The following is a 26,528-nucleotide window of genomic DNA, read 5'->3' as shown; positions in this document are numbered from 1 at the left end:
AAGCGATGAACAAGCAAGCGATTGAAAAAGCAGCGAGCTATTTGCGAGAAAAAATTTCGACGCCGCCGCGCATCGGCCTAATTCTTGGCTCTGGTCTCGGCGTGCTCGCCGATGAAATCGAAGAAGCAGTGAAAATTCCGTACGAACAAATTCCAGAGTTTCCTGTTTCCACAGTGGAAGGTCATGCTGGTCAACTAGTGTATGGCCGGCTAGAAGGGGCCGCCGTTATTGCGATGCAAGGACGGTTTCATTATTATGAAGGATATCGGCTTGATCAAGTGACATTCCCAGTCCGGGTTATGAAAGCGCTTGGCGTTAAAGAGTTAATCGTAACAAACGCGGCAGGAGGGGTTAATGAACGTTTTCAGCCGGGAGATTTAATGATTATAACGGACCATATCAATAATATGGGCAACAACCCGTTAATCGGTCCGAACGATCCGGAACTTGGCGTCCGTTTTCCCGATATGACGGAAGCATACAGCAAACGGCTGCGCAACATTGCAAAAGAAGTAGCAGCGAATCTCCGCATTCCGATTCAAGAAGGAGTGTATGTCGCCAACACCGGTCCTTCTTACGAAACGCCGGCGGAAATCCGCATGATTCGCGCAATTGGCGGTGACGCGGTCGGCATGTCAACCGTTCCCGAAGTCATTGTCGCGCGCCATGCGCAAATCGAAGTGTTAGGGATTTCGTGCATATCGAATATGGCGGCCGGAATGTTAGACCAGCCGCTTACCCACGATGAAGTCATGGAAACGACGGAACGAGTGAAAGCCAACTTTTTGCGGCTTGTCAAGGGAATTATCGCGGAAATGGCGAAACAGTAGAAAGAAGGTGATAAAGATGAGAATGGTCGATTTAATTGCGAAAAAACGGGACGGCCACGCGCTTTCAAAAGAAGAAATTGATTTTATCATCCATGGCTATACGAATGGCGACATTCCTGATTATCAAATGAGTGCCTTTGCGATGGCGGTGTTTTTCCGCGGCATGAATGAAGAAGAAACAGCGGCGCTGACGATGGCGATGGTTCATTCCGGCGATGTCATTGATTTATCAAGAATCGAAGGGATCAAAGTTGATAAGCATTCGACTGGCGGCGTTGGCGATACGACGACACTTGTGTTAGGCCCGCTTGTCGCCTCCGTCGGCGTTCCGGTCGCGAAAATGTCCGGCCGTGGGCTTGGGCATACAGGCGGGACGATCGATAAGTTGGAGTCTGTTCCCGGGTTTCATGTCGAAATCGATAATGATCAATTTATCGAGCTTGTCAATAAAAACAAAATCGCCATCATCGGCCAGACTGGCAATTTGACGCCGGCGGATAAAAAGTTATACGCGCTTCGCGATGTAACCGCTACGGTCAACAGCATTCCCCTCATTGCTTCTTCCATCATGAGCAAAAAAATCGCCGCTGGCGCTGATGCGATCGTCTTAGATGTCAAAACGGGCGCCGGCGCGTTTATGAAAGATTTAGAGGGGGCGAAACAGCTGGCAAAAGCGATGGTGGACATCGGCAAGCGTGTCGGCCGGAAAACGATGGCGGTCATTTCCGATATGAGCCAGCCGCTTGGCTATGCCATCGGCAACGCGCTTGAGGTGAAAGAAGCGATCGATACATTGAAAGGAAAAGGACCGGAAGATTTACAAGAGCTATGTTTAACGCTTGGAAGTTATATGGTATTTTTAGCGGAAAAAGCATCTTCTTTAGAAGAAGCGCGCGCGATGCTGGAGGAATCGATACGAGAAGGAAAAGCGCTGGACAAGCTGAAAACCTTTTTGCAGGCGCAAGGCGGCGATGCTACCGTTGTCGATAACCCAGCGAAACTGCCGCAGGCGGAATATCAATGGGAGTTGGAAGCGACAGAAGCTGGATATGTGGCGGAAATCGTCGCCGACGAAGTTGGAACGGCGGCGATGCTGCTTGGTGCGGGACGGGCGACAAAAGAATCGACGATCGATCTTTCCGTCGGGCTTGTCTTGCGCAAAAAAGTCGGGGACCGCGTAGAAAAAGGAGAATCGCTCGTTACGATTCACAGCAATACGGAAAATATTGAAGAAGTAAAAGAAAAGCTGCAAAAAAGCATCCGCATCTCTCCAACCCCTGTTCGCAAGCCGACGCTCATTTACGAAACGATTTCCTAGTAAAGAGGCTGAATTCCAGCCTCTTTTTTTTATGGCTTAAAATGGTTGGATTTCACCATCCCGATTGTATAAAAATATCTCTTTTGGAAAAAATGGCATGTATAAAGAATGGAGGTTTGGGAGATGAAAAAGACACTGACTCGCTTACTACTATTTTTCCTTGTTTCCCTCGTTCCTTTTTCCGCAAACGCCCATGCGGAAGAAAAGAAAACAACAAAGACAAAAGGTGTTGAACTTGCCGACGACGCAAAATCTGCCATTGTCATCGAAAGGGATACCGGAGCGATATTGTATGAAAAAAACGCCCATGAAAAATTGCCGCCGGCTAGCATGACGAAAATCATGACCATGCTGCTGATTATGGAGGCGATTGATAAAGGAGAGCTTTCCTATAAGGACAAAGTGCGGGCAAGTGAATACGCCGCATCGATGGGCGGATCACAAATCTTTTTAGAGCCTGGAGAAGAGATGACGGTAGACGAGATGCTGCGCGGCATTGCCATTGGCTCTGCGAATGACGCTTCTGTCGCCATGGCGGAACGAATCGCGGGGTCAGAAGAAGCTTTTGTAGACATGATGAATAAAAAAGCAAAAGAACTGGGCTTAAAGGACACGATGTTTAAAAACGCGACAGGATTGCCTGCCAAGGGGCACTACAGCAGTGCGTATGACATGGCAATGATGGCGCGTGAATTGCTGAAATATGACGATATTACGAAGTATACCAGAAAATATGAAGATTATTTGCGGAAAAACACCGATAAAGAGTTTTGGCTTGTCAATACAAATCGTCTTGTGAAATTTTATCCGGGCGTCGATGGGCTAAAAACTGGATTTACTAGTGAAGCGAAATACTGTTTAACTGCGACGGCGAAAAAGAATGGCATGCGTGTCATTGCCGTTGTCTTCGGGGCGTCGACGCCAAAGACGCGTAACGCGCAAATTACGAAAATGCTTGATTACGCGTTTAGCCAATATAAAACCCATCCTGTTTATAAACGGAACGAAGTGATCACCCATGTTCATGTAAATAAAGGGAATAAAAGAACGGTGGCATTGGTTACTTCGGAGCCGATTTCTGTATTAACGAAAAAAGGGCAGTCAGTTGAGCAAATGAAAAAGGTAGTGAAAGTAAAAGACAACGTAAAAGCACCGATTCGAAAAGGCGACGAACTAGGGGTGCTGATTTTAAAAGAGAATGGAAAAGAAGTATTGCGCAGCCCAATTGTCGCCAAAGAAAATGTTGCTGAAGCTAGCTGGTGGGATTTGTTTAAGCGGATGTTGCAAAATTTTACGAAATCCGCATGAACGTTGTCATTTTTTGCAACAAGCGTTCTACATTGAACGAATCGGCACTAGTTTTGTCGTAAAGCAGGATTTCTAGCAGGCTGCAGCGAAAATTTTCCCTATCCGAATGAACAAGGGGGAAAACGCTGTGAGTCTAATGATGGACTTTGAAGTAAAACGCGATGTGTTAATCATTCGACTTTCAGGAGAGCTGGACCATCATACAGCGGAAGAGCTCCGGGAAAAAGTCACAGATACGATCGAAAGAGAATCGATTCGTCACATTGTGCTGAATTTGGAACATTTAACATTTATGGATAGCTCGGGGCTTGGCGTCATTTTAGGACGCTACAAACAAATTAAAAATCTCGGCGGAGAAATGATCATTTGTTCCGTTTCGCCGACGGTAAAACGTTTGTTTGACATGTCAGGGCTGTTTAAAATTGTTCGGTTAGAAAACAACGAACAATTTGCATTACAAACATTGGGGGTGGCATAATGCGAAACGAAATGCACCTCCAATTCTCCGCCCTCAGCCAAAATGAATCGTTTGCCCGCGTTACGGTTGCCGCATTTGTCGCGCAGCTGGATCCGACGATGGATGAATTAACGGAAATTAAAACGGTTGTTTCCGAGGCGGTAACGAACGCGATTATTCACGGCTACAATAACGATCCGAACGGAATCGTCTACATCTCTGTCGTCATTGAAGATGGGGTCGTCCATTTGACGATTAAAGATGAAGGAGTTGGCATTGCTAATATTGAGGAGGCGCGTCAGCCGCTGTTTACGACAAAGCCGGAGTTGGAACGGTCCGGAATGGGATTTACCATCATGGAAAATTTTATGGACGAAGTTGTCATTCAATCCGAAGTCAACAAAGGCACAACCGTTTACTTAAAGAAGTATATAACGAAGAGCAAAGCCTTGTGTAACTAAGGGAGACATGCCTATGGATGTCGATGTCAAGCAAGATCAGCCGCAAATGAAAGATCATGAAATGAAGGAGCTGATTCGCCGCAGCCAACAAGGGGACCAAGAGGCACGTGATGAGATTATTGAAAAAAACATGCGCCTTGTTTGGTCGGTCGTCCAGCGTTTTTTAAACCGTGGTTACGAGCCGGACGATTTATTTCAAATTGGCTGTATCGGCTTGCTAAAGTCCGTCGATAAGTTTGATTTATCGTATGATGTAAAGTTTTCCACCTACGCGGTACCGATGATTATCGGCGAAATCCAGCGTTTTATTCGCGATGACGGAACGGTAAAAGTGAGCCGTTCTTTAAAAGAGATGGGCAATAAAATTCGCAAAGCGAAAGACGAGCTTTCGAAAAAGCATGGACGGGCACCGACAGTGACGGAAATCGCCGATTATTTGGCGATTTCCCCAGAGGAGGTCGTTCTCGCCCAAGAGGCGGTGCGCTCCCCTGCTTCGATTCATGAAACGGTGTACGAAAATGACGGCGATCCGATTACGCTTCTTGATCAAATCGCTGACTCCGACGAAATGTCATGGTTTGATAAAATCGCATTGAAAAAAGCGATCGAGGAACTCGATGAACGGGAACGGCTCATCGTCTATTTGCGTTATTACAAAGACCAAACTCAATCAGAAGTGGCATCTAGATTAGGCATCTCTCAAGTGCAAGTATCCCGGCTAGAGAAAAAAATTTTGCAGCAAATAAAAGAAAGAATGGATGGATAGCCATCCATTCTTTTCTATTTTTATGAAATTGATGGCGAACATTGCTAAACTGCATGATTCCTTTTTTGACCAAACATACTAAAGAAAAGCGGAGGGCGCCCGGAGCTAGACAATAACGAAATGCGGAGGCGGCGAGATTAGCCTTCGAAGCCAAATGTTCTTCACCCGCAGGGGTGCTTGTCACCCCGAGGGGGAAGGTTATTTGGGAGAAGAAGGCTAGCCGCTGGAGCTAGACAAAGAAGAAAAGCGAAGGGACTACTTAAATATCCAAAAAATCACAAATCAAGGTGTGAGGCAGATGGGAAAAACCGTCTTTATCAAGTTGCGGCATCGCGTTCAAGTAAGGCCGAATGCCGTTGTCACCGTTGGCGATGTCGCTCAAATCATCGCCATGGATGGCAGCATCGTGGAGCAATTAAAAATGATACCGCTATATCAAATTCAACCGAGAGATAAAAATATCGTCATTATTGATGTCATGAAAGTAGTGAGAGCTATATTGCAAGCCGATCATTCTTTTGATGTGCAAACGGTCGGACCATCGCAGACGATCATTGAGGTCGTCTATGAAAAACGGCGTTTTTCCACTGCGTATTTTCTATTGATATGGTTGCTGCTTTTTGTTGGCTCGGCAATGGCCATTATGAATTTTCATGAGGATGTCAGCATGCCGGAAGTCCATCAACATCTTTATGAGATGATTACCGGAAAAAAAGTCGATAAACCGTTGCTGCTGCAAATTCCATATTCGCTTGGATTAGGCATCGGCATGATTTTATTTTTTAACCATGTGTTCCGCAAACGGATTAATGAGGAGCCCAGCCCTCTTGAAGTCGAGATGTTTAATTATCAACAGTCGCTCGATCAGTACGTTATTTTGCATGAAAACAAAGAAAGTATGAGAAACATTGACGACGATTGAAATTTTAACGGTGATCTTTGTCGGCTTCGCAGGAGGGCTGTCCGTTGGCACAGGATTTGTCGCCTTTTTGGTCGTCCTTGGTGTCATTCCCCGCTTAACACAATTAACGAAAACGATGAAGCACATTCATGCTTATGAATGGAGCGCAGTAGCTGGCGCGATGGTAGGCGGATGGATGAGCCTGCGTCACTCCGTTTTATATATATCTAAATATTGGCTTATTCCAATCGGTTTATTGCATGGGGTATTTATTGGCATGCTGGCCGCCGCGCTAACGGAAGTATTGAACGTATGGCCGATTTTAGCGAAGCGAATCGGCGTGGCGGATAAAATTGTTATTTTATTGATGGCGATTGCTTTTGGCAAAGTTATCGGCTCGCTATTTCATTGGATTTATTTTGTTGATTATTTTCAATAAAGGGGGAAAGAAAGATGGGGTTAAAAACGAATTATCGTCAGGCGGTAAAAGCGTTCCAGCCTGCTCCCCCGTATTTGTTTAACGGCGTGAAAGCGTTTGTTGTCGGCGGTTTGCTTTGTGCGCTGGCACAATGGCTGGCAAAATGGTACAGCATTTTCTTCTCTCTTTCTGACATTTCCGCACAGCAGTTGGCCGTGATGACGATGATGTTTTTCGCGATTGTCCTCACGGGAGCAGGAAAATATGACGATTTCAGCCAGTTTGCCGGCGCAGGGGCGACGATGCTGATGATGGGGTTGGCGAACGCGCTGGCAAGCGCGGCGCTCGAGCATCGCAGTGAAGGATGGACGGCAGGAATTGCCAGCCAAATGTTTAAGTCAGGCGGTGCGGCGATTGTCTATGGTATTGTTGCTGCTTATCTGCTAGGTCTTTTCTATTATATCGTGTCTTAAGGGGAAAGAGGGACGTTTATGAAGCTTGTTGGAAAGCAAACATGGGTATTCGAACATGGCATTTATATTCAAGAAGCGGGAACGGCAGTCGGGCCGTTAGAAGCAGAAGGACCGCTACGCGCCGATTTTGATATCGCGCATGATGACTTGTATTGTGGGGAGAAAACGTGGGAGCTGGCTGAGCGGCGCTTAATGCAGGAAGCGATCCAAATTTGCCTGAAAAAAGGAGGCTTTTCCTTCGCTGATATTGATTTGTTTCTCGCCGGGGATTTGCTGAATCAAAACGTAACTGCCAACTACGTCGCTCGGGAGATCCCTATCCCGTTTTTATGTATGTTCGGTGCTTGTTCGACTTCCATGCAAACCATGGCGGCGGCCGCTGCTTTCATTGATGGCGGTTTTGCTGAATCAGTGCTGGCGGCGACAAGCAGCCACAATGCCACGGCAGAACGGCAATTTCGTTACCCGACAGAATTAGGAATCCAAAAGCCGAAGACGGCGACGTTTACGGTGACCGGCGCAGGAGCGGTGGTGCTTGGACGCAAGCCGGGACGATGGCGCATCACCGCAGCGACGATCGGCAAAGTCGTTGACGCCGGAATGACGAACCCTTTAGATATGGGCTCAGCGATGGCTCCCGCTGCGGCAAGCACGATAGAACAGCATTTTATCGATTTAGGCGTTTCTCCTAGTGATTATGACTTGATTGTCACCGGTGATTTGTCTAGGGTCGGAAGCGTGATCGTCAGACAACTGCTTGCCGAATCAGGATATGATGTCACAAGCAACTACAATGACTGCGGTTTAATGATTTACCAGCCCGACCAAATAGTATTTGCCGGTGGAAGCGGATGTGCTTGCTGTGCAGTCGTCACCTATGGGCATTTGTTGAAAGAAATGGAACGCGGGGCGTTTCGCAAAATTTTCGTCGTCGCAACTGGGGCGCTATTAAGCCAGACGATGGTGCAGCAAAAGCAGTCCATCCCGGCGATTGCTCATGGCGTTGTCATTGAAACAGCGAAAGGGGAATGAAACATGGAGTATGCAATCACATTTATCGTTGGCGGTGCGATTTGTGCCCTCGCTCAGTTAGCGATGGATGCAGGCAAGCTGTCACCGTTGCATGTCGCCAGTTTGTTGGTGTTCATCGGTGTCATTCTAGGCATCAGCGGGATTTACGACCGCATCGTTGCAGTTGCCGGCGCAGGAGCGACGCTGCCGATTAGCGGTTTCGGTTATTTTCTTGCGAAAGGAATATTGGTGCAAAAAGAGCTGGACGGATGGATAGCCGTTGGTGCGGCGATGTTTCAGTTTGCTGGCGCCATTCTTTCCTTCGCCGTTGTGCTTTCCTTTTTCACTGCCCTTATATGCAAGCCGAAAGGGTAATGGATATGAAAAAAAGACGGGTCATCTTAGTAACGGACGGGGACGAGTTCGCTTACCGGACGATTCAGTACATCGCCGGGCAAATTGGCGGACGATGTATTTCCCGCTCTCATGGCAATCCAACCAAACTAACAGGCGAAGAACTGGTGGAACTGATTTTACAAACCCCGCATGATCCTGTGTTCGTCATGTTTGACGACTGCGGGGCCATTGGCGAGGGAGCAGGGGAGCAGGCGCTCCAATACGTCGCAACCCATGAACAAATTGAGGTGTTGGGAGCGCTTGCCGTCGCTTCCAATACGCATAAACATGAATGGACAAAAGTGCATGTCAGCATCGACCGCGATGGAAATGTGACGGAGTATGGAGTGGATAAAGAAGGAATTCGCGAGCTGGAGATCGGGCGAATTAACGGAGATACCGTCTATTGCTTGGATCAATTAAATATCCCGATCATCGTTGGAATCGGCGATATCGGCAAAATGGGCTACCGCGACCATATTAAACACGGTTCACCGATTACACGAAAAGCGGTGGAGTTCATCCTTGAAAGGAGTGGTTATCATGCCGGCCAAAACGAATAACATTCCCATTTCCGAAAAACTAGTCGACAACGAAAAATTTTTAAAGGAAAAAATCGGTATTGGAACGAGTTTTGATTTAGGAGTACGGAAAGTTCATGTATTGAACCGCGAAGTACATATTTACTATTGCACGGGTTTATGTGACACGCAATATTTAGTTGAACTGCTCAAACAAATTGTCCTTATTAACGACAATGAACGGCAGACGGAGCAGGCAAAGCAAATTATTAGAAATCGCCTTGTTCACCATCAGGTAAGTCCGGTTACTAATTTAGACGAAGCGGTGGACAAGCTCCTATCCGGTTTAATTGTCATTTTCATCGAAGGGGAATCAACTGGTTTTATCGTTGACGTGCGCAGCTATCCGGGGCGGCAGCCGGAGGAGCCGGATACAGAAAAAGTGGTGCGCGGGGCGCGGGATGGCTATGTCGAAAATATTATCGTCAATACTGCGCTGACGCGGCGGCGCATCCGTGATGAGCGGCTGCGTTTTGAAATCTTGCAGGTTGGCGAGCGTTCAAAAACCGATATTTGCATCGCTTATATTAAAGATGTGGCCGATCCGGGGCTGGTGGAGTTAGTAAAACAGGAGCTGCAGCAAATTAATATTGACGGACTGACAATGGGGGATAAAACGGTAGAAGAGTTTTTAGTGAAGCAAGGATATAATCCGTATCCGCTCGTGCGGTATACGGAACGGCCGGACGTGGCCGCTACCCATTTGCTTGAGGGGCACGTTTTGATTATGGTTGATACATCGCCAAGCGTCATTATTACTCCGACGACGTTTTTCCACCATGTGCAGCATGCCGAAGAATATCGGCAGTCCCCTGCGGTTGGAACATTCGTGCGCTGGGTACGTTTTTTAGGAATCTTGACATCGCTGTTTTTGCTTCCGCTTTGGGTGTTGTTTGTCCTTGAACCATCTTTATTGCCGGATTCATGGGCATTTATTGGACCAAACAAACAGACGAATATCCCGACTATTATTCAAATTTTATTGGCCGATTTTGGGATTGAGTTTTTGCGAATGGCTGCGATTCATACGCCAACGCCGCTTTCTACCGCGATGGGGTTAATCGCTGCCGTGTTGATCGGGCAAATTGCGATCGATGTCGGCCTGTTCGTTCCGGAAGTAATTTTATATGTTTCTGTCGCCGCCATTGGTTCGTTTGCGACACCAAGCTACGAATTAAGCATTGCGAATAAAATATCACGCCTAATTCTTGTCATTCTGGTGGCGCTATTTAAAGTACCGGGGCTTGTGATTGGCACAACGGTGTATTTGCTTTGGCTCATTCATATTCGTTCCTTAAACACGCCGTATTTATGGCCGTTTATTCCGTTTGACCCGGCAGCGTTCATGCAAATTGTTGTCCGTCGTTCTGTTGCAGGAGCAAAAGTAAGGCCAAGCATCGTTCATCCGCAAGATCTCCGTAAGCAGCCGTCATAAATGGACGAAAGATGATCATTCGCATTTGCGGCGGTTCAGCCAGCAAAGCACAAAGCTTAGCAGACTTCGGCGTGATTGAACTGGTTTTTATTGATTCATCCATACACCTGTTGCAACTTTTTTATAATTATGATAAGTTATACGTAATCTTTTTTCTGCAAAAAGGCAGTTATCCTCCATGTTAACGGTACCGTCAAGAATTTTGTGTAATGTAAATGGGGTAGGGTTTCTCTGAAATGGATTTGAATTGATAGGGGACTGATTTTCTCCACACAGGAGACTGAATATTCAGTCTCTTGTGTGGAAAGGGAGAATCCCCTTATTTTGTTTATTTACAATATTTGGTTAACAATAACGTTCTTCAAACATTCGTTGAAGGGCTTCCTGCGCTTCGGCAAATCCTCTTAACTTTCGCCCTGCCCATTTCTCATTAAAATCTTGGATGGTCAAATACACGACTTTTTCCGCGGCTTCTAAACTGCTCAAACTGTTCATCGGCTTTAGACGTTTCCGAATCTCTTTGATCGTTCGTTCGATGACATTCGTCGTGTAAATCACACTTCGAATACTGCTTGGATAATCCATAAATGTAAGGAGGACATCCAACTCATTGGCCCAAGATTGAACTTCTCTTGGATATTTGCTGGACCATTTCGACTCAAACTGTTGAAACATTTGTAACGCCATCTCCTTATTCGGCGCGCGATAAATCAGCTTGAGATCCTCGGCCACTTCGAATTGGTCTTTTTTCCGAACACGGCTGAGGGTGTTGCGGACTTTGTGCACGACACAGCGCTGCACATCGGCTTTCGGATACACCGCCTTAAAGGCTTCCTCCAGCCCCGGAAGGCCATCGAAGACGCCAAGAAGCACTTCCTTGACGCCTCTTTGGTAGAGGTGTTGAAGAATTTCCTGCCATCCATAGGCGCTTTCTTGTCCTCCCACGAAGAAATCCAGAATTTCTCGATACCCTTCTTCATTCACTCCTAACACCACATAAATGACTTCTTTCTCTACCGTATCGCGGCGAAGTTTCACGTACAAGCCGTCCAAATATAAGACAGAATAACGTTTGGATAGTGGACGATGGTGCCATTTCTCGATGTCTTCTTTCACGACATCGGTAATACGGCTGATCGTCGCTGGAGAATAAGCATTTCCTAGAATTCGTTCGATAAACTTGCCAATTTCCCGTGTACTCATGCCACTTTGATACATCCTAATGATGGCTTCCTCCAGCCAGCCGGTGTGGCGTTGATAAGGGGCAAACAACTGTGTTTGAAATTCCCCGTTTCGGTCTCTTGGAACCAAAAGACCCTCAATCCGGCCATATTGCGTATCTAGATTTCGCTGATAGTAGCCGTTTCTCATATTCGGCGTTCCAGCCTGTTCGATTTCGAGGAAATGTTTGATTTCTTCCCGCATAATCAGCTCTAATTTTTCCTTCACAAACTGACGAATGACACTTTCCAGTTGATTTGCCCAGTCGACATTCGGTATACTTCTTTTAGACATAGGTAGGGTACTCCTTTCTCTAAGATTTTTGGTCCAATCAGAGAATACCCTACCTTTTTTCTTTTGTTCTAGCAAAATGCTTTACACAAACTTTTATACATCATCATGTTAACTGTCTTTTTTGCTTTCGGTATGCATAAAAATTTCTTATATTGAATTATTTTATTTTGGGGAATGAGGGATTTGTATGTTCTTTCATGGGACAAGCCGAGTCAATGACAAAGGGCATTTGGAAATCGGCGGCGTCGATACGGTTGAGTTGGCAAAAGAATACGGAACGCCGCTATATATTTATGATGTAGCTTTAATCCGTGCGCGGGCGCGCGCGTTTAAAGATGCATTTCGCAGGCACGGCGTCAAGGCGCAAGTCGCTTACGCAAGCAAGGCATTTTCTTCGATTGCAATGGTTCAGCTGGCGGAAGAAGAAGGGTTATCGCTCGATGTCGTATCAGGCGGGGAATTGTACACGGCGATACAGGCGGGATTTCCGCCCGAACGCATCCATTTTCATGGAAACAATAAAAGCCGCGAAGAGTTAATGATGGCGCTGGACCATGGAGTCGGCTGCATCGTTGTCGATAACTTTTACGAACTGGAATTGCTAGAACAGCTCGGAAAACAATACGGAAAAACGATTGCTGTTTTGATACGCGTTACTCCTGGAGTCGAAGCCCATACACACGATTATATTTTAACCGGTCAAGAAGATTCGAAATTTGGTTTTGATTTAAACAACGGCCAAGCGGAGCAGGCGCTGGAGAGAGCATTATCTTCTTCCTCTTTTTCTGTATTAGGCATTCACTGCCACATTGGTTCGCAAATTTTTGAAACGACGGGGTTTGTGTTAGCAGCGCAGAAAATTTTCAAAAAAATTGCTGCTTGGAAGGAAGCATACGGATTTGTCCCAGCCGTTGTCAATCTCGGCGGCGGCTTTGGCATCCGTTATACGAAGGAAGATGATCCGATTCCGGTTTCCGAATATGTGGATCAAATCGTCAGCGAAGTCAAAAAACAAGTGAGCGAACAAAACATCGCGATGCCGGAAATTTGGATTGAGCCGGGCCGTTCCCTTGTCGGTGATGCCGGGACGACGATTTATTCCATCGGTTCGCGCAAAGACGTACCGAACGTTCGGCATTATGTGGCCGTCGACGGCGGCATGAGCGACAATATCCGCCCGGCGCTGTATGAGGCGAAGTATGAAGCGGTGCTAGCGAACCGGGTGCTCGATGAAGAAAATGAAATTGTCTCTATTGCTGGGAAGTGCTGCGAATCAGGAGATATGTTGATTTGGGATTTGCCGCTTCCGAAAGCCAAGCCAGGGGACTATTTAGCCGTTTTTTGCACGGGGGCGTACGGCTATTCGATGGCGAACAACTATAACCGCATTCCCCGTCCGGCCGTCGTGTTTGTCGAAAACGGCGAAGCGCAGCTTGTGGTGAAGCGGGAAACGTATGAGGATTTAGTGCGGCTGGACTTGCCGCTAAAGACAAAAGTGAATAAGTAAGCAGATCACGAAAAAGGCGCCCTCTTTCTGGGCACCTTTTTCTTTACTGACTATTTTGCTGCTGGTTATTTTGCGGTTCAGAAGAAGAAAAGGCTGATTTAATGGCGTTCCAAATTTCCTTTAAAATGTCGATAATGTTTTGGATAAACGTTTTTCCTTCTTTCGATTGCAGAAAAGCGGACAATTTATCTTTCGCTTTGCTTAATTGGTCATTTACTTGATCCCAGTTGATATTCGCGTTTTTCATTTTATGAAAGAGGGACACTAAGCTATTGATTTCGTCTTCGCTTAAAGTAATTCCTAGATCTTTTGCTACTTTTTCAATCAGTGCGCGCAAATCCGCATCTGTTTGCGGTGGGTTGTTGGCGATTTCCTTTTTTATTTTGGCAAGGAGAGCCACTGCCTTATCCGGCCCGATGGAATCACCAAGCTTTGCGGTTTGTACCATTTCTTCCGTTGCTACTTTTTTCACCTCATCCGGAATCACTTTATCCGAAGAAATTTCATATGCCTTCATTAATCCGGTTAACGCCGCCGTACCGGATACTGGAAACGGAGCGGTAACATAAATTTTCGCATCTTTCACCCCGGCTGTAATCAACGCGTTCGTATACATCTCTTTCGTTACCCATGTAATGTTATGCGTTTCCACGTCCAGTCCAGATCCTTTGGCGCCGATCGTAATCATCGATGAGGAAATCGCTCGCGTTCCGATTTGCCCTTTCGGGATTAAGCCGTCGAGATATTTATGTTCTTCTGCGTTGGAAACGGTGATGATTTGCGCGTTATCCGGCGCGTTCATCTCTTCTAATACTTTTTGTTTTTGCTGCTCGGTTAAGTTTGCACCCAACGTAATAATGACATCGCCTTCCGCGGTATCCGCTGCTGCCATGGCTGGAAGCGTAAATAGTAGCGATGTAAGCAGACATCCTATCAACAGTCGTTTCACAATGTCAGCCTCCTTCGTAAAGGTAACTTGATTATAGCGCGTCGATTTGCTTTTTTCTACTCAGAAGATGCTTTTTCTTATCTACCTTCTTTTTTCAGGATGTCCGTACATTATATTACTTTTTTTATATGAACAACAATGATATGATAGTGATGCGCAATCATGAAAAAGGAGCTGTTGATGGCCCGGTTGAATGCTTTGATCACTAACTCCTTTGTCATGCGCTCGGAAAGATACTAGCCTACAATTTTACGAGAAAACAAATCCATGATGGATGCTAAGTAAAGCTGTAAACAAAAAACAGAGACAGAGCTTTCTGCTCCTTTCCCTGCTATTACCTCTGCTATCTACAATTACTTTACTCTAATTTCTTTGATGCCTGTACCTTGCTCCATTCCAGTAACATACTCCAAGCCTTTAGTAACTTGTCCAAAGACTGTATGGAGTCCATCAAGATGTGGTTGTGGCTCATGGACAATAAAGAATTGACAAGAGCCTGTGTTTTTCCCTCTGTGAGCCATTGAAATAGCACCAGCTATATGCTTATGAGGATTTCCTTCTGTCTCACATGGAATAGTATAGCCTGCTGTCCCTGTCCCATCCCTGTTAGGGCAGCCTCCTTGGCTAACGAAGCCTTTAATAACCCTGTGAAAGTTTAACCCATCATAAAAGCCTGAGTTAGCTAGCTGCTCAAAGTTTTTCACAGTAATTGGAGCCTCATTTGGGAAAAGCTCAAATTCAATCTTATTGCCATTTTCTAACAGTATGTATCCAGTTTTCATAAAACCCACTCCTTTCTTAGCTTATATTAACACAAACAACTCTCTTTCTGCTAACCTGTCACAATCTGCATCTTCCTCTCTAATCAAAGTCTTAGGGAGGTATTACAGCATGCAAATACTATACAGAGGCAAACCATATATTGATGAAACAAACGATGTTGTTAGGCTTACATCTGTAGAGAAAAAGAATGGTAGATATATAATCCTAGAATTTAGCAAAGATTTGAGCAGTGAATCCTTTAAACAGAAGCTTAGACAGTATATATAGCTAACCATTTTCAAGGAGTGAGCTAATGAGGTTTACTCTTTTTACTATTTTTATACAAATTGTTGTGCTAAATACCACTATTCTATATAATCATAGTTACATACTTAACCCTATGGTAAAGAGTCAAAATACACCCATAAGCACATAAATCATAGAGAGAGGAGTGGCTTTTGCAGCCTTTTAATCCTGACCTTGTAATCATTCCTGAGGAGAAATTTAGGAAAGTTCAGGACATCATGGACAAGAGAAATAAAAAATCAGGAGCAACCTCTGAGAGCAGAGTCCCTCTCTCCTCCAAGGTGTTATTATCAGGACTGGCTGTCTGTGGGTACTGTGGGAAAAAGCTAAAAGCCTCCTATTCACCAAAGAAAAATATCAGGAAAGATGGGTCTGTTCACAAGTATATAAATTATAAATATGAATGTCATCATGCTAAGAATAATCCAGAGGGACACAAACAGAGACAGTTTGGGGCTGTGTCTATTGACAGGCAGGTAGAGGAGGTGGTGTTAGAGGCTATTAAATCCATTAAACTGGATGCCTTTAATGCTGAGAAAGATGCTTTTGACTTTGAGCAATTGGATGCAAGAAAAATACAGCTTAAGGAGCTAGAGAAACAATATGAGGAGGCTAGTAAGGCTCTAGCCAATGTAGAAAAGCTGTTTGATGATGTTATGGCAGGCAAGTCTAGTATGAGCCTAGACTTTGTAGCTAAAAAAATGGATGAGTATGGAGCTAGAAAGATTGAGCTACTGTCTAAGATTGATCAGCTCAAAGAAGAGATTAAAGAGGCTGAGGTTACAAGCTCTGATTTGGACAAGCTAAAACACATGCTAGAGGATTGGGTGGATACTTATAAAAACGCCACTACCATAGAGCAGAAAAAGGCTATGATGGCTCAAGTACTGAGGGAGGTAGTTGTTAGCAAAGAGGCTATTGTCATCAAGTTTAACATTACAGTTGAGAGAGCTTTGGAGGGGTCTTTTGAACCAGATGACAATAGAACGGGGGATGCTGTATACGATTCCGTGTGAAACCGGTCACAATCCGCATAAATATGTGACCGGTGCGATTTCGATGGCACACCGCGGGCGCGATACAGGCAGCTGCCAGTTTTTTATTGTACATGAACCGCAGCCGCACCTTGATGGCGTCCATACCGTGTTCGGTCAAGTGACATCGGGAATGGATGTAGTAAAATCCATGAAAAACGGCGATGTCATGAAAGAAGTGAAAGTGTTTGATGAGGAATAAACGGGCGGAAAAAGACTTAGCAGACGGCGGGCTGTTAAGTCTTTTCTCCATATCGTTGCCGCATAGCAAGAGGTGAAAGAATGAAGCGAAGCAATTGGCTTTTATTTTTTCTTCTGCTTGGAGCAAGCCTATTATGGGGAGCTATTTACTGGATATTCATTGCCAAATAACGACAACGCCATGGAAGAATGGACAAATGTTTATCGTGTGATATAATAATTAAAAACTTTCAATTTCATAACGGTGTATCCTTCGGGGCAGGGTGAAATTCCCGACCGGCGGTGATGAAGCGATCCGCTTCTCAGCCCGCGAGCCGTATAGGCATGATCCGGTGCGATTCCGGAGCCGACAGTATAGTCTGGATGGGAGAAGGATCACAGCGCATAAATGACTGCCCGTTCGTGTTGCGTAGGCATTTTCTCTTTGTGTTTCCTGCCTTTGCAGCGTTTCGAACGGAGGTTGTTTGAGCGGGGAAGCATTGCTTTTCGCAGTTCCTTTTTCATTCAAAAGTGTATACCACGAGAGCCCGTGACTTAAGTCTTGGGATGAAGTGGAAAACGGTTTTGAACCGAGCCGACAGGGCAATAAACCCCAGTGAGGTGTTTGTCCATGAAAGTTTGTTGGGACAAGAGTGAGTATCTGCACGCAGGTGTAGGAAAAACTCTTTAGTACGCCAGAACCCACCGACTTAGTCATGCGGAGGTTTTAGGGATAGGCAGCAACCAGTTTGTTGATAATATCCATTTATGCCGGCCGGTTGATTGAAAAAAGGAAACGAGCCCCGCTTTACGGTTTTTACATACGCTGCTGGTGATTCTACATAACTTTGCCCCAGGATGTTTCGCCTGGGGCTTTTCTTTATGGAAAAAGGAGGCGAATAGGATGCGAAGCGATGAACAATATATGCGCATGGCCCTTGAAATCGCCAAAGCAGGGATCGGACAAACGTCTCCTAATCCAGTTGTCGGGGCGGTGGTCGTGAAAGATGGCGAAGTGGTCGGATTGGGCGCCCATTTGAAAGCAGGGGAGCCGCACGCTGAAGTGCACGCGATCCGCATGGCCGGCGAAAAGGCGAAGGGCGCGACGGTTTATGTCACATTGGAGCCGTGCAGTCATTATGGGAAGACGCCGCCATGCGCCGATTTACTGATCGAAACGGGCGTCCGCCGCGTCGTCATCGCTACGACGGATCCGAATCCGCTTGTGGCCGGAAAGGGAATCGCAAAGCTACAAAAGGCGGGAATTGAGGTACAGCTTGGCGTGATGAAAGAAGAAGCGGATGAATTAAACCGCGTATTTTTCCATTATATTGCAACGAAAACGCCGTTTGTGACGCTCAAATATGCGAGCAGTCTGGATGGGAAAATCGCGACGTCGACCGGGGAAAGCAAATGGATTACATCGGAAGCTGCCCGGGAAGACGTGCATCGCTACCGTGCGGTGCATGATGCGATTCTTGTCGGTGTCAATACGGTGATCGCCGACAATCCGAGCTTGACGGTAAGACTTCCAGAAGGCGGAAAAAACCCAATCCGCATCGTTTTGGATACGCATTTGCGCACCCCGCTCGATGCCAATGTGATCCGTGACGGCACAGCGGAAACATGGATCGTTGTCGGCAGTGAGGTCAGCGGCGAAAAAAAGAAGCGGTATGAGAATGAAAAAGTGCAGATTATTTCATTAGGCACACCTTATATCGATATAAAAGAATTATTGCGCGTGCTTGGCGAAAAACGAGTTACTTCGCTTTTTGTCGAAGGCGGGTCACATGTGCATGATAGTTTTATCCAGGCGGGGGCAGTAAATGAAATTGTTGCCTATTTTGCGCCGAAAATCATCGGCGGAAAACAAGCACCGACGCCAATCGGCGGGGTCGGTTTTGCCAATATGGCGGATGTGATGGAACTTCAAATTCGCCAAGTGGAAAGGATCGGCCCCGATATAAAAATCGTTGCCATACCAAACAATAAAGGGTGAATAGAGGATGTTTACCGGAATTATTGAAGAAATCGGCACGATCGAGCAAATAAGACAGTTGGGTGAAGCGATTGTGATGACGATCGGCGCCCAAAAAATTTTAGCGGATGTTCATCTTGGGGACAGCATCGCGGTCAATGGGGTTTGTTTGACAGTCACGTCCTTTACCGACCGTGCGTTTACGGTCGATGTAATGCCGGAAACGGTCAAAGCGACGTCGCTCCGTACGTTAACGAAAGGTTCGAAAGTGAATTTAGAGCGGGCGATGGCGGCAAACGGACGTTTCGGCGGCCATTTCGTTTCCGGGCATGTGGACGGCATCGGCCGGATCATCCGCAAATGGCCGTCGGCCAATGCCGTATACTACGAAATTGAGATTCCAAAGGAACTGCGCCAATATATGATTTTAAAAGGGTCCGTCGCGGTCGATGGCACAAGTTTGACGATATTTGGACTGACGGATAACACGTTTACGATTTCCCTCATCCCCCATACGCGTGCGGAAACGATTTTAGGGGAAAAACAGCCAGGGGATATCGTCAACATTGAGTGCGATATGATCGGGAAATATGTTGCCCAGTTTATGGAAGGAAAAAAAGAAACGGCGCAATCGACGATTACGCTCGAATTTTTGGAACGACACGGCTATAAATGAAGCAAAAAAAGGGGGCACAAGAAGATGTTTGATACGATTGAAGCAGCGCTTGAGGCATTGAAGCAAGGAGAAGTAGTTATCGTATGCGATGATGAGGAACGGGAAAATGAAGGGGATTTCGTGGCACTGGCGGAAAAAGCGACCCCGGAAGTGATCAATTTTATGATTAAATATGGGCGCGGGCTTGTTTGCGTGCCAATTACGGAAGAATTGGCGGACAAGCTGGACCTTGCGCCGATGGTGAACCATAATACCGATTCCCATGGAACGGCGTTTACCGTCAGTATTGATCATAAATCAACGACAACGGGAATCAGTGCCTATGAACGTTCGATGACGATTCAGGCGCTGCTGGATCCTGACGCCAAAGCAAGCGATTTTAAACGACCAGGACATGTGTTTCCGCTTGTCGCGAAAAAGGGCGGCGTATTGCGGCGCGCCGGCCATACGGAAGCGGCGGTTGATTTGGCACGGTTATGCGGAGCAAAGCCGGCAGGGGTGATTTGCGAAATTATTAAAGAAGACGGCACGATGGCACGCGTTCCGGATTTGCGCAACATCGCGGATGAATTCGGATTGAAAATGATTACGATTAAAGATTTAATTCAATATCGCAGCCAGAGAGAAAAGCTTGTAAAGCGCGAAGTAGAAGTGATGCTGCCGACAGAATTCGGCCAGTTTAAAGCGGTCGGCTATACAAGTGTAGTCGACGGAAAAGAGCATGTGGCGCTCGTAAAAGGCGAAATTGTTCCGGGAGAGCCGATTCTTGTCCGTGTGCATTCGGAATGTTTAACGGGCGATGTGTTTGGTTCGTACCGCTGCGATTGCGGACCGCAGCTTCATGCAGCCCTTCGCCAAATTGAAGAAGAAGGGCGCGGCGTTCTATTATATATGCGCCAAGAAGGGCGCGGCATTGGATTAATGAATAAGCTACGCGCGTATAAGCTGCAAGAGCAAGGCTATGATACGGTAGAAGCCAATGAAAAGCTCGGGTTTCCTGCCGATTTGCGCGATTATGGAATCGGCGCGCAAATTTTAAAAGACCTTGGTGTGACGAAAATGCGTTTATTGACAAATAATCCGCGCAAAATCGCCGGCTTAAAAGGGCATGGCCTTGAGGTAGTCGAGCGTGTTCCACTGCAAATGCCAGTTAAAAAAGAAAACGAAAAATATTTGCGCACCAAGTATGAAAAGTTAGGGCATATGCTCCATTTTTAAACAATATGTTCGCGTCTTTTGCTGTTTTGTATTATGATGAAACCGATGGATGGAAAAGATAGGAGGACTAGCAATGAGAGTAATGGAAGGCAATTTGGTTGGCACAGGATTGAAAATCGCGATCGTCGTTTCCCGCTTTAATGAATTTATTACAAGCAAATTGCTGTCTGGAGCGCTTGACGGCCTGAAGCGGCACGGGGTCAATGAAGACGATGTGACCGTCACATGGGTGCCGGGGGCGTTTGAAATTCCACTGTTGGCGAAAAAATTGGCAGAATCGAAGCAATATGACGCAGTGATTGCGCTTGGCGCGGTCATCCGCGGCGCGACAAGCCATTATGATTACGTATGCAATGAAGTGGCAAAAGGAGTTTCGCACGCGGCGTTGTCGACCGGAACACCAGTTATATTTGGCGTGCTGACGACGGATACGATTGAGCAGGCGATTGAACGGGCTGGTACGAAAGCAGGAAACAAAGGCTGGGAGGCAGCGGTAAGCGCGATTGAAATGGCGAACTTGCTGCGGACGCTTGCATAAGTTGTGTAAAAATGCACGAAATAGTTCACAATATCATTAAGAACGTTTATAATACGTAATGAGAAAATGACAAAAACTTTTCTAATTGGGAAAAGCCTTTGTCGATAATGAGGGATTTTTTATGCTGATTCGTTATCGGAAAAATTATGAAAAGATTGCCATGGGGCTTCTGTCGTTCATGCCGACAGAAAAAGATTTAAAAAAGCTACAGCAAACGATCAAACAGTATGAAACAAATGACGACTGGCAACTGTTTTTGTGGAAAGAAGACGATGACATTGTCGGCATTATCGGAGTACTGTTGCGCGATAAAGACGTTGTCGAAATCCAGCATATTAGCGTCAACCCTTCGCACCGCCATCAGGGGATTGGAAAGCAAATGGTCAAAGCTGTAAAAGATATGTATCCAAATTGTCGATTGCAGGGAAATGAATTTACCGCGTCTTTTTTCGATAAATGCGAGTGTTAGCACCGATGTGAAAGAGCTGCCGCTTAACGGTCCGGCAGCTCTTTGCTCTTTCTTTTTCTTTCCCGGGCCGCGATTACTTCCGTGCGGTCGCGCAATTTATGCTTATGCATTAAATAAGCGTTGTTTAAGTCGCTCGCTTGTCCCCAAGTAAGCCCCTGTTTTTCGCATCTCGTTTGACATATTTTCCGCAATGCTTCATCGCGAATTGGCAGTTCGATGCTTTCATATGCTTTCTTTTGCGCGATCCGTTCCATATAGCGCTCAAGCTGCCGGAAAAGCTGCTCCGCATCCAATCCTAACTTGCCCGCTGCTTCTTTTTCTTTCTGCAATAGCGATAACGCCTTTTGCATCATGCGCAGCGCCCCCTGGTTATTGCCACGGCGATGATGATACAGCGCGACCGCAATCTGAATAAGCACCACCCATACTTTTTTGTAGCCATCTTTTTTCCAATATTCTTCTAATATTTCATGACATTCAAAATAATCGCGGTCGGTATGAAAATGGATTAAATAGCGGATGTAAGCTTCAGGATACATCGTTTCACAACCTTTCCACATGGTTGTATCCATATGTTATCCATTGTATCATATTAGTCGTAAAAAATTGCTTGGACAATGATAGGTTATCGTCTATACTTAACGATAGTGTTTGTAAAAATGGTGGGATGAACGTGCAATATAACGTGAAAATCGATGCGTTTGAAGGTCCTCTTGACCTTTTATTGCATTTAATTAATCGCTATGAAATTGATATTTATGATATTCCGGTCGCGCAAATTACGGAGCAGTATATGGCATATATCCATACGATGCAAGAATTGCAACTCGATATTGCCAGCGAATATTTAGTCATGGCGGCGACGCTGTTGGCGATCAAAAGCAAAATGCTGCTGCCGAAACATGAGGAAGAAATATTGGACGAAGGAATGGAACTGCCGGAAAGTGACCCGCGTGAAGAACTGATGCAGCGGCTGCTGGAATATAAAAAATATAAAGAAGCCGCTCAGGAGCTAAAAAAGAGGGAAGAAGAACGCGCGCTTTTATTTACGAAGCCGCCGAGCGATTTAAGCATGTACGCGGACGAAAAGGAGCTGATGCAGCGGCCGCTTCAAGTCAATGTGTACGATATGCTCGGCGCGCTGTCCAAGCTGTTGCGACGTAAGAAATTGCAAAAGCCGCTGCGGACAAAAATCGCCCGGCAAGACATTTCCATTGAAAAGCGCATGGAAGAAATTTTGCAAGAGTTAAAGCGCACGAAAACGCGCAAAAACTTTTATGATTTATTTCCGTATTATGACCGTGGATATATTGTCGTCACGTTTTTAGCGATTTTAGAGCTGATGAAAAAAAACGCGATTATTATTGAACAAGAGCGGAATTTTGCCGACATTTTCATCTCTAGCAAGGAAAGGATGGAATAATATGGAGATGAACGAGTATAAAGCGATCGTCGAAGGGCTGCTGTTTGCAGCAGGCGACGAGGGGCTGTCCCTTGAGCAAATCGCTTCCGTATTGGAAATCAAGGAGGAGCAGGCGCAAGAGATTGTTTCTGCTTTAAAAGAAGAGTATGAGCGCGGGCAGCGCGGCATTCAACTGGTGGAATTGGCTGGGGTGTTTCAGCTGGCGACAAGAAAGGAACATGCCCCTTATTTAAAAAAGCTTGTTGAATCGCCTGGTTCAACCTCCTTGTCGCAAGCGGCGCTCGAGACGCTGGCCATTATTGCATACCGCCAGCCGATTACAAGGGCGGAAATCGAAGAAATTCGTGGGGTGAAAAGCGACAAGCCGATTCAAACGTTAATGGCAAAGGCGCTCATTAAGGAAGTTGGGCGCGCGGAAGGAACAGGGCGCCCGATTTTATATGGCACGACAAAGGAATTTTTAGACTATTTCGGACTAAAAACGTTAGAGGAACTGCCTCCGCTTCCCGAATTACAGGAAGAGGAAGAAATCGAGAAAGAAGCGGATTTATTTTTCGAAAAATTTGAAGAAAATTTTAACGAATCAACGTGATTATGATAAGATAGGAGTAAGCGGATGCGATCGATTTTGACGTCGATAAGGGGGCCGATTTATGCACATTTGCCGCTTGCGCGGGTATGAGCTGGAAAAATCGCAATCGAATACGTTCGAGGATTACTTCAACCGTTCGGAAGTAACGTTTCGCGAAGACGGAGCGGAAAAGACGCTTCATGTCTTATATTTGCGCTATTTTGAGGAATCCATTTCCGCGTACACGCCATATGAACGCAATCCGATTTTTACCGTTCCAGGGCGTGATGTCTATTTCCGCGATGTCGTTGCTTTCGTCTGTTTATTGCAAAACCCAGGCTTCCGTCATCGCAAACGAGTATATATAAACGAGGAAGAAGAATTTCGCGGCTATTTTGCGCACATGGATTTTACGAAACTGCCGGAACTATTTGCAGAGCTGGAAGCGAAGGGAGAATACCACTTATCATCACCGTTTCTTTTCATTCGCCAGCCATCTTAAATGAAGCACGGGGGTTTTTGTATGGCAAACACGATGGTCTTTAACCAGACGAAACAAGTAGAAGCCTTTTTGCAAAAAACGGTGCAGACGTTGTCGGATTATTTAAACGAGACGACGCTGTCCAAACTATTGGAAGAGCAGGGAGATGGAGATAAAGCGTATTGTCAATTGCTGCTTGCGAATTTGCGCCGCCTTGTTGTCTATTGCGAAGAGGGGCTTGAGGCCTGCCGCATCGTATTGAGCGAAGAGCCATTTCGCAAAACGGCGGCGGAAAAGACGCTGTATCGCGTTTATCATTTATGCGTCGCGGAATATTTTTCGCCGAAAAGCGATGCCTGGTACGAAGACAGCCGTTCCGCTTATACTGGGCGCAACTCACTGAAATTTCGCCAAACTCCTCCGCCTTCGTTCAAGAAGCTGTTACTGTCGCTAGAAAGCGAATTTCAGGTGATTCGCGAAGAGCTGGAATTTTATGAAACGGACTATCGCACGAAGGCGATTCAATCCAAATAGGCAAGCTGTCCCATATCTGGGGCAGCTTTTTTATGCTTATTATTCGGTCCGGGGTTTTGTCGGATCGCAGGCAGGCTGCTTCACATCGTTCGTCGTCTCTGCTAATTTTTGTAAATAATAACATTCTTCCCGTGCCATATGGTCCGCCATCAGCGGAGTGAGGACGCCAAGCACTTCTTTGTTCAGCTCCATCTCTTCCAATTCATTCAGAACTCACATTTCGCACCCTCTCGACGAAAATCGGGAGGATTTTTTCGTTCCGATGTCGAATGAATCCTTGACACACAAGGAACGTAAAGGAGTTTTTCACTTATGAACGTTCAAGTCAAAAAGGTCTATCGCAATTCTTATTTGAATATAATAAGTGCCCTATTCAAGAAACTGGGTCTGCCTCAATTGATTGACCATCTCGTGCCCGTCGATCCGCAGTGCCAAACGCGAGTCAGCGATGCCGTTCAGGCCATCCTCTACAATGTGTTTGACGGCCGGCAAGCCCTTGTTCACTTGGAACATTGGGCTCAGGAGGTCGATTGTGAGAAACTCATCCGTCCCGATCTCCATCCTTCCTGGTTGAACGACGATGCGTTGGCCCGTCATCTCGATCGCCTGTATGAGGCTGGCATTCACAACGTCATCAGCACTTGCTTGATTCATATTTATCGAAAAGAAGGCCTTTCCCTCCGAGCCTTCCACGCCGATACGACGGACAAGACCGTTTACGGCGCGTATGAATCGGCCTCGTTAGAGGCCTTACAAATCACACATGGCTACAACCGCCATCATCGTTGGCAAAAACAGATCGGTTTCGGACTGGTCGGCAACGAGGACGGCATCCCGTTTTACGGCGATGTGCACGATGGCAACCTGCCCGATAAAACATGGAATCCCGAGGTGCTGTCTCGTGTCCATGAACAGCTGAAGCAGGCCAAAATCGAAGACGAATGGATTTACGTGGCCGATTCCGCCGCGATGACGAAAGAGACCCTGGCGCAAACCAAAGCGGCCAACGCCTTTTTGATCACCAGAGGCCCTTCGTCGCTCCGGATCGTGAAAACCGCGCTGGCCGAAGCGGATGCTGAGGACACGACGTGGAGCGATCCCTTTACGTTGGCGGAGAGAAACGGCGCCACGTACCGGGTATGGGAAACGGCCTCGACGTATGAAGGCCACCCCGTTCGGCTGATCGTTGTTGAATCGAGCGCGCTCGACCAGCGAAAAGGAAAGACGCTTGAAAAAGAACGAACCAAAGAAGCGGAGCTTCTTCGCGAGGAACAAGCCCGTTGGGAGCGTCACCCCTTCTCCTGCCGGGAAGATGCCGAACAAGCCTTGGCGTCCCTCAAGGCGTCCCTTCGCCCCCGGTTTCATCGGGTTGAGGCCGCGGTCGAAGAGATCGTACGCCTGAAAAAACGGCGCGGACGGCCGAAAAAAGGGGCGGAACCCGAGGTGGAGACGCTGTATTTCTTGCACCTTGACGTCGAATTCGACCAAGACGCGTGGGAACAGGCGAGACGGAAAGCGTCCCGGTTTGTCCTTGTCACGACCGTTCCGAAGGAATGGAAGGGCCAACCCATGGATGCCCAAGAGATCTTGAAGCTGTATAAAGGGCAGATCTCGGTGGAAATGAACTTCGCTTTTTTGAAAGATCCGTTTTTCACGGATGAGATTTACGTCAAAAAACCAGAACGGGTCGCAGTATTAGGCTATTTGTTTCTGTTGGCCTTGGCTATTTACCGCGTTTTTCAGCGCCGAGTGCGTCAGTTTATTACTCCAGAACACCCGTTGAAGGGTCCTGGAGGCCGCAAGCTGACCCGGCCGACGGGACAGGCGATTTTTCAGCTGTTTCAATATGTGAACGTCGTCCTGTTCAAGCTGCCGGATGGGCGCATCCAACGCTCACTGGATCGCTCCCTTACCCCTGATCAGCGAAGGATTCTGCAGGGATTGGGCATGGATGAGAGCATCTACGTGTAACGTGATACGGAACGACCAGCGATGGTAAAAAAAGGATTGCCATCGCTCGTTGTGTTGGTCA

Annotated in this window: 28 protein-coding genes, 3 pseudogenes and 1 riboswitch; of the genes and pseudogenes, 26 read left to right on the top strand and 5 right to left on the bottom strand. The window is 46.5% G+C overall.

Annotated elements, in window-relative coordinates; all coding sequences use genetic code 11:
• The first annotated feature begins 5 nt into the window (after positions 1–5).
• The 13 genes from BDD39_RS08885 to BDD39_RS08825 all read left to right on the top strand — a co-directional run bounded on the left by BDD39_RS08885 (position 6) and on the right by BDD39_RS08825 (position 10,355).
• Positions 6–830, top strand: a complete 825-nt coding sequence (locus tag BDD39_RS08885; protein WP_166909960.1) for a purine-nucleoside phosphorylase — start codon at positions 6–8, stop codon at positions 828–830.
• A 16-nt stretch (positions 831–846) separates the two neighbouring features.
• Positions 847–2,148 (top strand): pyrimidine-nucleoside phosphorylase, encoded by a 1,302-nt coding sequence (locus BDD39_RS08880; protein WP_166909958.1) that lies wholly within the window; start codon positions 847–849, stop codon positions 2,146–2,148.
• Positions 2,149–2,271: 123 nt separating this feature from the next.
• Positions 2,272–3,456, top strand: a complete 1,185-nt coding sequence (locus tag BDD39_RS08875) for a D-alanyl-D-alanine carboxypeptidase family protein (RefSeq protein WP_166909956.1) — start codon at positions 2,272–2,274, stop codon at positions 3,454–3,456.
• Positions 3,457–3,592: 136 nt separating this feature from the next.
• A complete protein-coding gene (spoIIAA, locus tag BDD39_RS08870) occupies positions 3,593–3,934 on the top strand; it encodes an anti-sigma F factor antagonist (protein ID WP_380630395.1) in 342 nt (113 codons plus the stop codon).
• Complete coding sequence (gene spoIIAB, locus BDD39_RS08865) at positions 3,934–4,374, top strand: anti-sigma F factor (RefSeq protein ID WP_166909951.1); 441 nt, start codon at positions 3,934–3,936, stop codon at positions 4,372–4,374. The genes spoIIAA and spoIIAB overlap by 1 nt, the downstream gene beginning before the upstream one ends.
• 13 nt (positions 4,375–4,387) lie before the next feature.
• Positions 4,388–5,140, top strand: coding sequence for an RNA polymerase sporulation sigma factor SigF (gene sigF / locus BDD39_RS08860; RefSeq protein WP_166909949.1), 753 nt, complete (start codon positions 4,388–4,390; stop codon positions 5,138–5,140).
• Positions 5,141–5,438: 298 nt separating this feature from the next.
• On the top strand, positions 5,439–6,062 hold the full coding sequence (locus BDD39_RS08855; protein WP_166909947.1) for a stage V sporulation protein AA: 624 nt from the start codon (positions 5,439–5,441) through the stop codon (positions 6,060–6,062).
• Positions 6,049–6,480: a stage V sporulation protein AB gene (locus tag BDD39_RS08850; protein ID WP_166909945.1), complete on the top strand. Its 432-nt coding sequence runs from the start codon at positions 6,049–6,051 to the stop codon at positions 6,478–6,480. Before BDD39_RS08855 ends, BDD39_RS08850 begins: the two co-directional genes overlap by 14 nt.
• Before the next feature lie 14 nt (positions 6,481–6,494).
• Positions 6,495–6,932 (top strand): SpoVA/SpoVAEb family sporulation membrane protein, encoded by a 438-nt coding sequence (locus BDD39_RS08845; RefSeq protein ID WP_166909943.1) that lies wholly within the window; start codon positions 6,495–6,497, stop codon positions 6,930–6,932.
• Between the two features lie 18 nt (positions 6,933–6,950).
• The gene (spoVAD, locus tag BDD39_RS08840) at positions 6,951–7,964 is read left to right on the top strand and encodes a stage V sporulation protein AD (RefSeq protein WP_166909940.1); all 1,014 of its coding nucleotides are present in this window, start codon (positions 6,951–6,953) and stop codon (positions 7,962–7,964) included.
• A gap of 3 nt (positions 7,965–7,967) precedes the next feature.
• Entirely contained in the window at positions 7,968–8,318 is a 351-nt protein-coding gene (locus BDD39_RS08835; protein ID WP_166909938.1) for a SpoVA/SpoVAEb family sporulation membrane protein, read from the top strand.
• Between the two features lie 5 nt (positions 8,319–8,323).
• On the top strand, positions 8,324–8,902 hold the full coding sequence (gene spoVAEA, locus BDD39_RS08830; RefSeq protein WP_166909936.1) for a stage V sporulation protein SpoVABEA: 579 nt from the start codon (positions 8,324–8,326) through the stop codon (positions 8,900–8,902).
• Positions 8,883–10,355, top strand: coding sequence for a spore germination protein (locus BDD39_RS08825; RefSeq protein WP_166909934.1), 1,473 nt, complete (start codon positions 8,883–8,885; stop codon positions 10,353–10,355). Before spoVAEA ends, BDD39_RS08825 begins: the two co-directional genes overlap by 20 nt.
• A gap of 345 nt (positions 10,356–10,700) precedes the next feature.
• On the opposite strand, the gene BDD39_RS08820 is transcribed toward BDD39_RS08825, so the two are convergent.
• Positions 10,701–11,870, bottom strand: a complete 1,170-nt coding sequence (locus tag BDD39_RS08820) for an IS256 family transposase (protein WP_166907073.1) — start codon at positions 11,868–11,870, stop codon at positions 10,701–10,703.
• A 187-nt stretch (positions 11,871–12,057) separates the two neighbouring features.
• On the opposite strand from BDD39_RS08820, the gene lysA reads away from it, so the two are divergent.
• The gene (gene lysA / locus BDD39_RS08815; protein WP_166909932.1) at positions 12,058–13,377 is read left to right on the top strand and encodes a diaminopimelate decarboxylase; all 1,320 of its coding nucleotides are present in this window, start codon (positions 12,058–12,060) and stop codon (positions 13,375–13,377) included.
• 43 nt (positions 13,378–13,420) lie between these two features.
• Here lysA and BDD39_RS08810 read toward each other — a convergent pair whose 3' ends face one another.
• A complete protein-coding gene (locus tag BDD39_RS08810) occupies positions 13,421–14,326 on the bottom strand; it encodes a DUF1002 domain-containing protein (RefSeq protein ID WP_166909930.1) in 906 nt (301 codons plus the stop codon).
• A gap of 353 nt (positions 14,327–14,679) precedes the next feature.
• A complete protein-coding gene (locus tag BDD39_RS08805; protein WP_166909927.1) occupies positions 14,680–15,108 on the bottom strand; it encodes a peptidylprolyl isomerase in 429 nt (142 codons plus the stop codon).
• Between the two features lie 504 nt (positions 15,109–15,612).
• Between BDD39_RS08805 and BDD39_RS16430 the strand changes: the two are divergent.
• The 7 genes and pseudogenes from BDD39_RS16430 to BDD39_RS08770 all read left to right on the top strand — a co-directional run.
• A pseudogene (locus BDD39_RS16430) lies at positions 15,613–15,825 on the top strand (recombinase zinc ribbon domain-containing protein); the annotation flags it as partial.
• 540 nt (positions 15,826–16,365) lie between these two features.
• Positions 16,366–16,630 (top strand): annotated as a pseudogene (locus BDD39_RS08795) (peptidylprolyl isomerase); the annotation flags it as partial.
• Between the two features lie 244 nt (positions 16,631–16,874).
• Positions 16,875–17,008, top strand: a riboswitch (FMN riboswitch).
• A 504-nt stretch (positions 17,009–17,512) separates the two neighbouring features.
• Positions 17,513–18,607 (top strand): bifunctional diaminohydroxyphosphoribosylaminopyrimidine deaminase/5-amino-6-(5-phosphoribosylamino)uracil reductase RibD, encoded by a 1,095-nt coding sequence (gene ribD / locus BDD39_RS08790; RefSeq protein WP_166909923.1) that lies wholly within the window; start codon positions 17,513–17,515, stop codon positions 18,605–18,607.
• 7 nt (positions 18,608–18,614) lie between these two features.
• Positions 18,615–19,262 carry a riboflavin synthase gene (gene ribE / locus BDD39_RS08785; RefSeq protein ID WP_166909921.1) on the top strand — a complete coding sequence of 216 codons (648 nt, stop codon included), beginning with the start codon at positions 18,615–18,617 and terminating at the stop codon, positions 19,260–19,262.
• Positions 19,263–19,286: 24 nt separating this feature from the next.
• The gene (locus BDD39_RS08780) at positions 19,287–20,480 is read left to right on the top strand and encodes a bifunctional 3,4-dihydroxy-2-butanone-4-phosphate synthase/GTP cyclohydrolase II (RefSeq protein WP_166909919.1); all 1,194 of its coding nucleotides are present in this window, start codon (positions 19,287–19,289) and stop codon (positions 20,478–20,480) included.
• A gap of 73 nt (positions 20,481–20,553) precedes the next feature.
• The gene (ribH, locus tag BDD39_RS08775) at positions 20,554–21,018 is read left to right on the top strand and encodes a 6,7-dimethyl-8-ribityllumazine synthase (RefSeq protein WP_166909917.1); all 465 of its coding nucleotides are present in this window, start codon (positions 20,554–20,556) and stop codon (positions 21,016–21,018) included.
• A 121-nt stretch (positions 21,019–21,139) separates the two neighbouring features.
• Entirely contained in the window at positions 21,140–21,487 is a 348-nt protein-coding gene (locus tag BDD39_RS08770) for a GNAT family N-acetyltransferase (RefSeq protein ID WP_166909915.1), read from the top strand.
• A gap of 23 nt (positions 21,488–21,510) precedes the next feature.
• Here the strand turns inward: BDD39_RS08770 and BDD39_RS08765 are convergent, their stop codons facing one another.
• Positions 21,511–22,026 (bottom strand): DUF309 domain-containing protein, encoded by a 516-nt coding sequence (locus BDD39_RS08765; protein ID WP_166909913.1) that lies wholly within the window; start codon positions 22,024–22,026, stop codon positions 21,511–21,513.
• 128 nt (positions 22,027–22,154) lie between these two features.
• On the opposite strand from BDD39_RS08765, the gene BDD39_RS08760 reads away from it, so the two are divergent.
• From BDD39_RS08760 to BDD39_RS08745, 4 genes are all read left to right on the top strand, one after another.
• A complete protein-coding gene (locus BDD39_RS08760; protein ID WP_166909911.1) occupies positions 22,155–22,910 on the top strand; it encodes a segregation/condensation protein A in 756 nt (251 codons plus the stop codon).
• Between the two features lies 1 nt (position 22,911).
• Positions 22,912–23,502 (top strand): SMC-Scp complex subunit ScpB, encoded by a 591-nt coding sequence (gene scpB, locus BDD39_RS08755; protein ID WP_166909909.1) that lies wholly within the window; start codon positions 22,912–22,914, stop codon positions 23,500–23,502.
• 61 nt (positions 23,503–23,563) lie between these two features.
• Complete coding sequence (locus BDD39_RS08750) at positions 23,564–23,983, top strand: hypothetical protein (RefSeq protein ID WP_166909907.1); 420 nt, start codon at positions 23,564–23,566, stop codon at positions 23,981–23,983.
• Between the two features lie 21 nt (positions 23,984–24,004).
• Positions 24,005–24,496, top strand: a complete 492-nt coding sequence (locus BDD39_RS08745; protein WP_208404362.1) for a YpuI family protein — start codon at positions 24,005–24,007, stop codon at positions 24,494–24,496.
• A gap of 39 nt (positions 24,497–24,535) precedes the next feature.
• On the opposite strand, the pseudogene BDD39_RS08740 reads toward BDD39_RS08745, so the two are convergent.
• Positions 24,536–24,706 (bottom strand): annotated as a pseudogene (locus tag BDD39_RS08740) (DUF2935 domain-containing protein); the annotation flags it as partial.
• Positions 24,707–24,808: 102 nt separating this feature from the next.
• Here BDD39_RS08740 and BDD39_RS08735 point away from each other — a divergent pair.
• On the top strand, positions 24,809–26,467 hold the full coding sequence (locus BDD39_RS08735; RefSeq protein WP_015863777.1) for an IS1634 family transposase: 1,659 nt from the start codon (positions 24,809–24,811) through the stop codon (positions 26,465–26,467).
• Positions 26,468–26,528: the final 61 nt, after the last annotated feature.

The sequence above is a fragment of the Saccharococcus thermophilus genome, assembly GCF_011761475.1.
GTDB lineage: Bacteria > Bacillota > Bacilli > Bacillales > Anoxybacillaceae > Saccharococcus > Saccharococcus thermophilus.
Note: the sequence above shows the minus strand (reverse complement) of the source record. Positions and strands in the feature narration are given on the sequence as shown.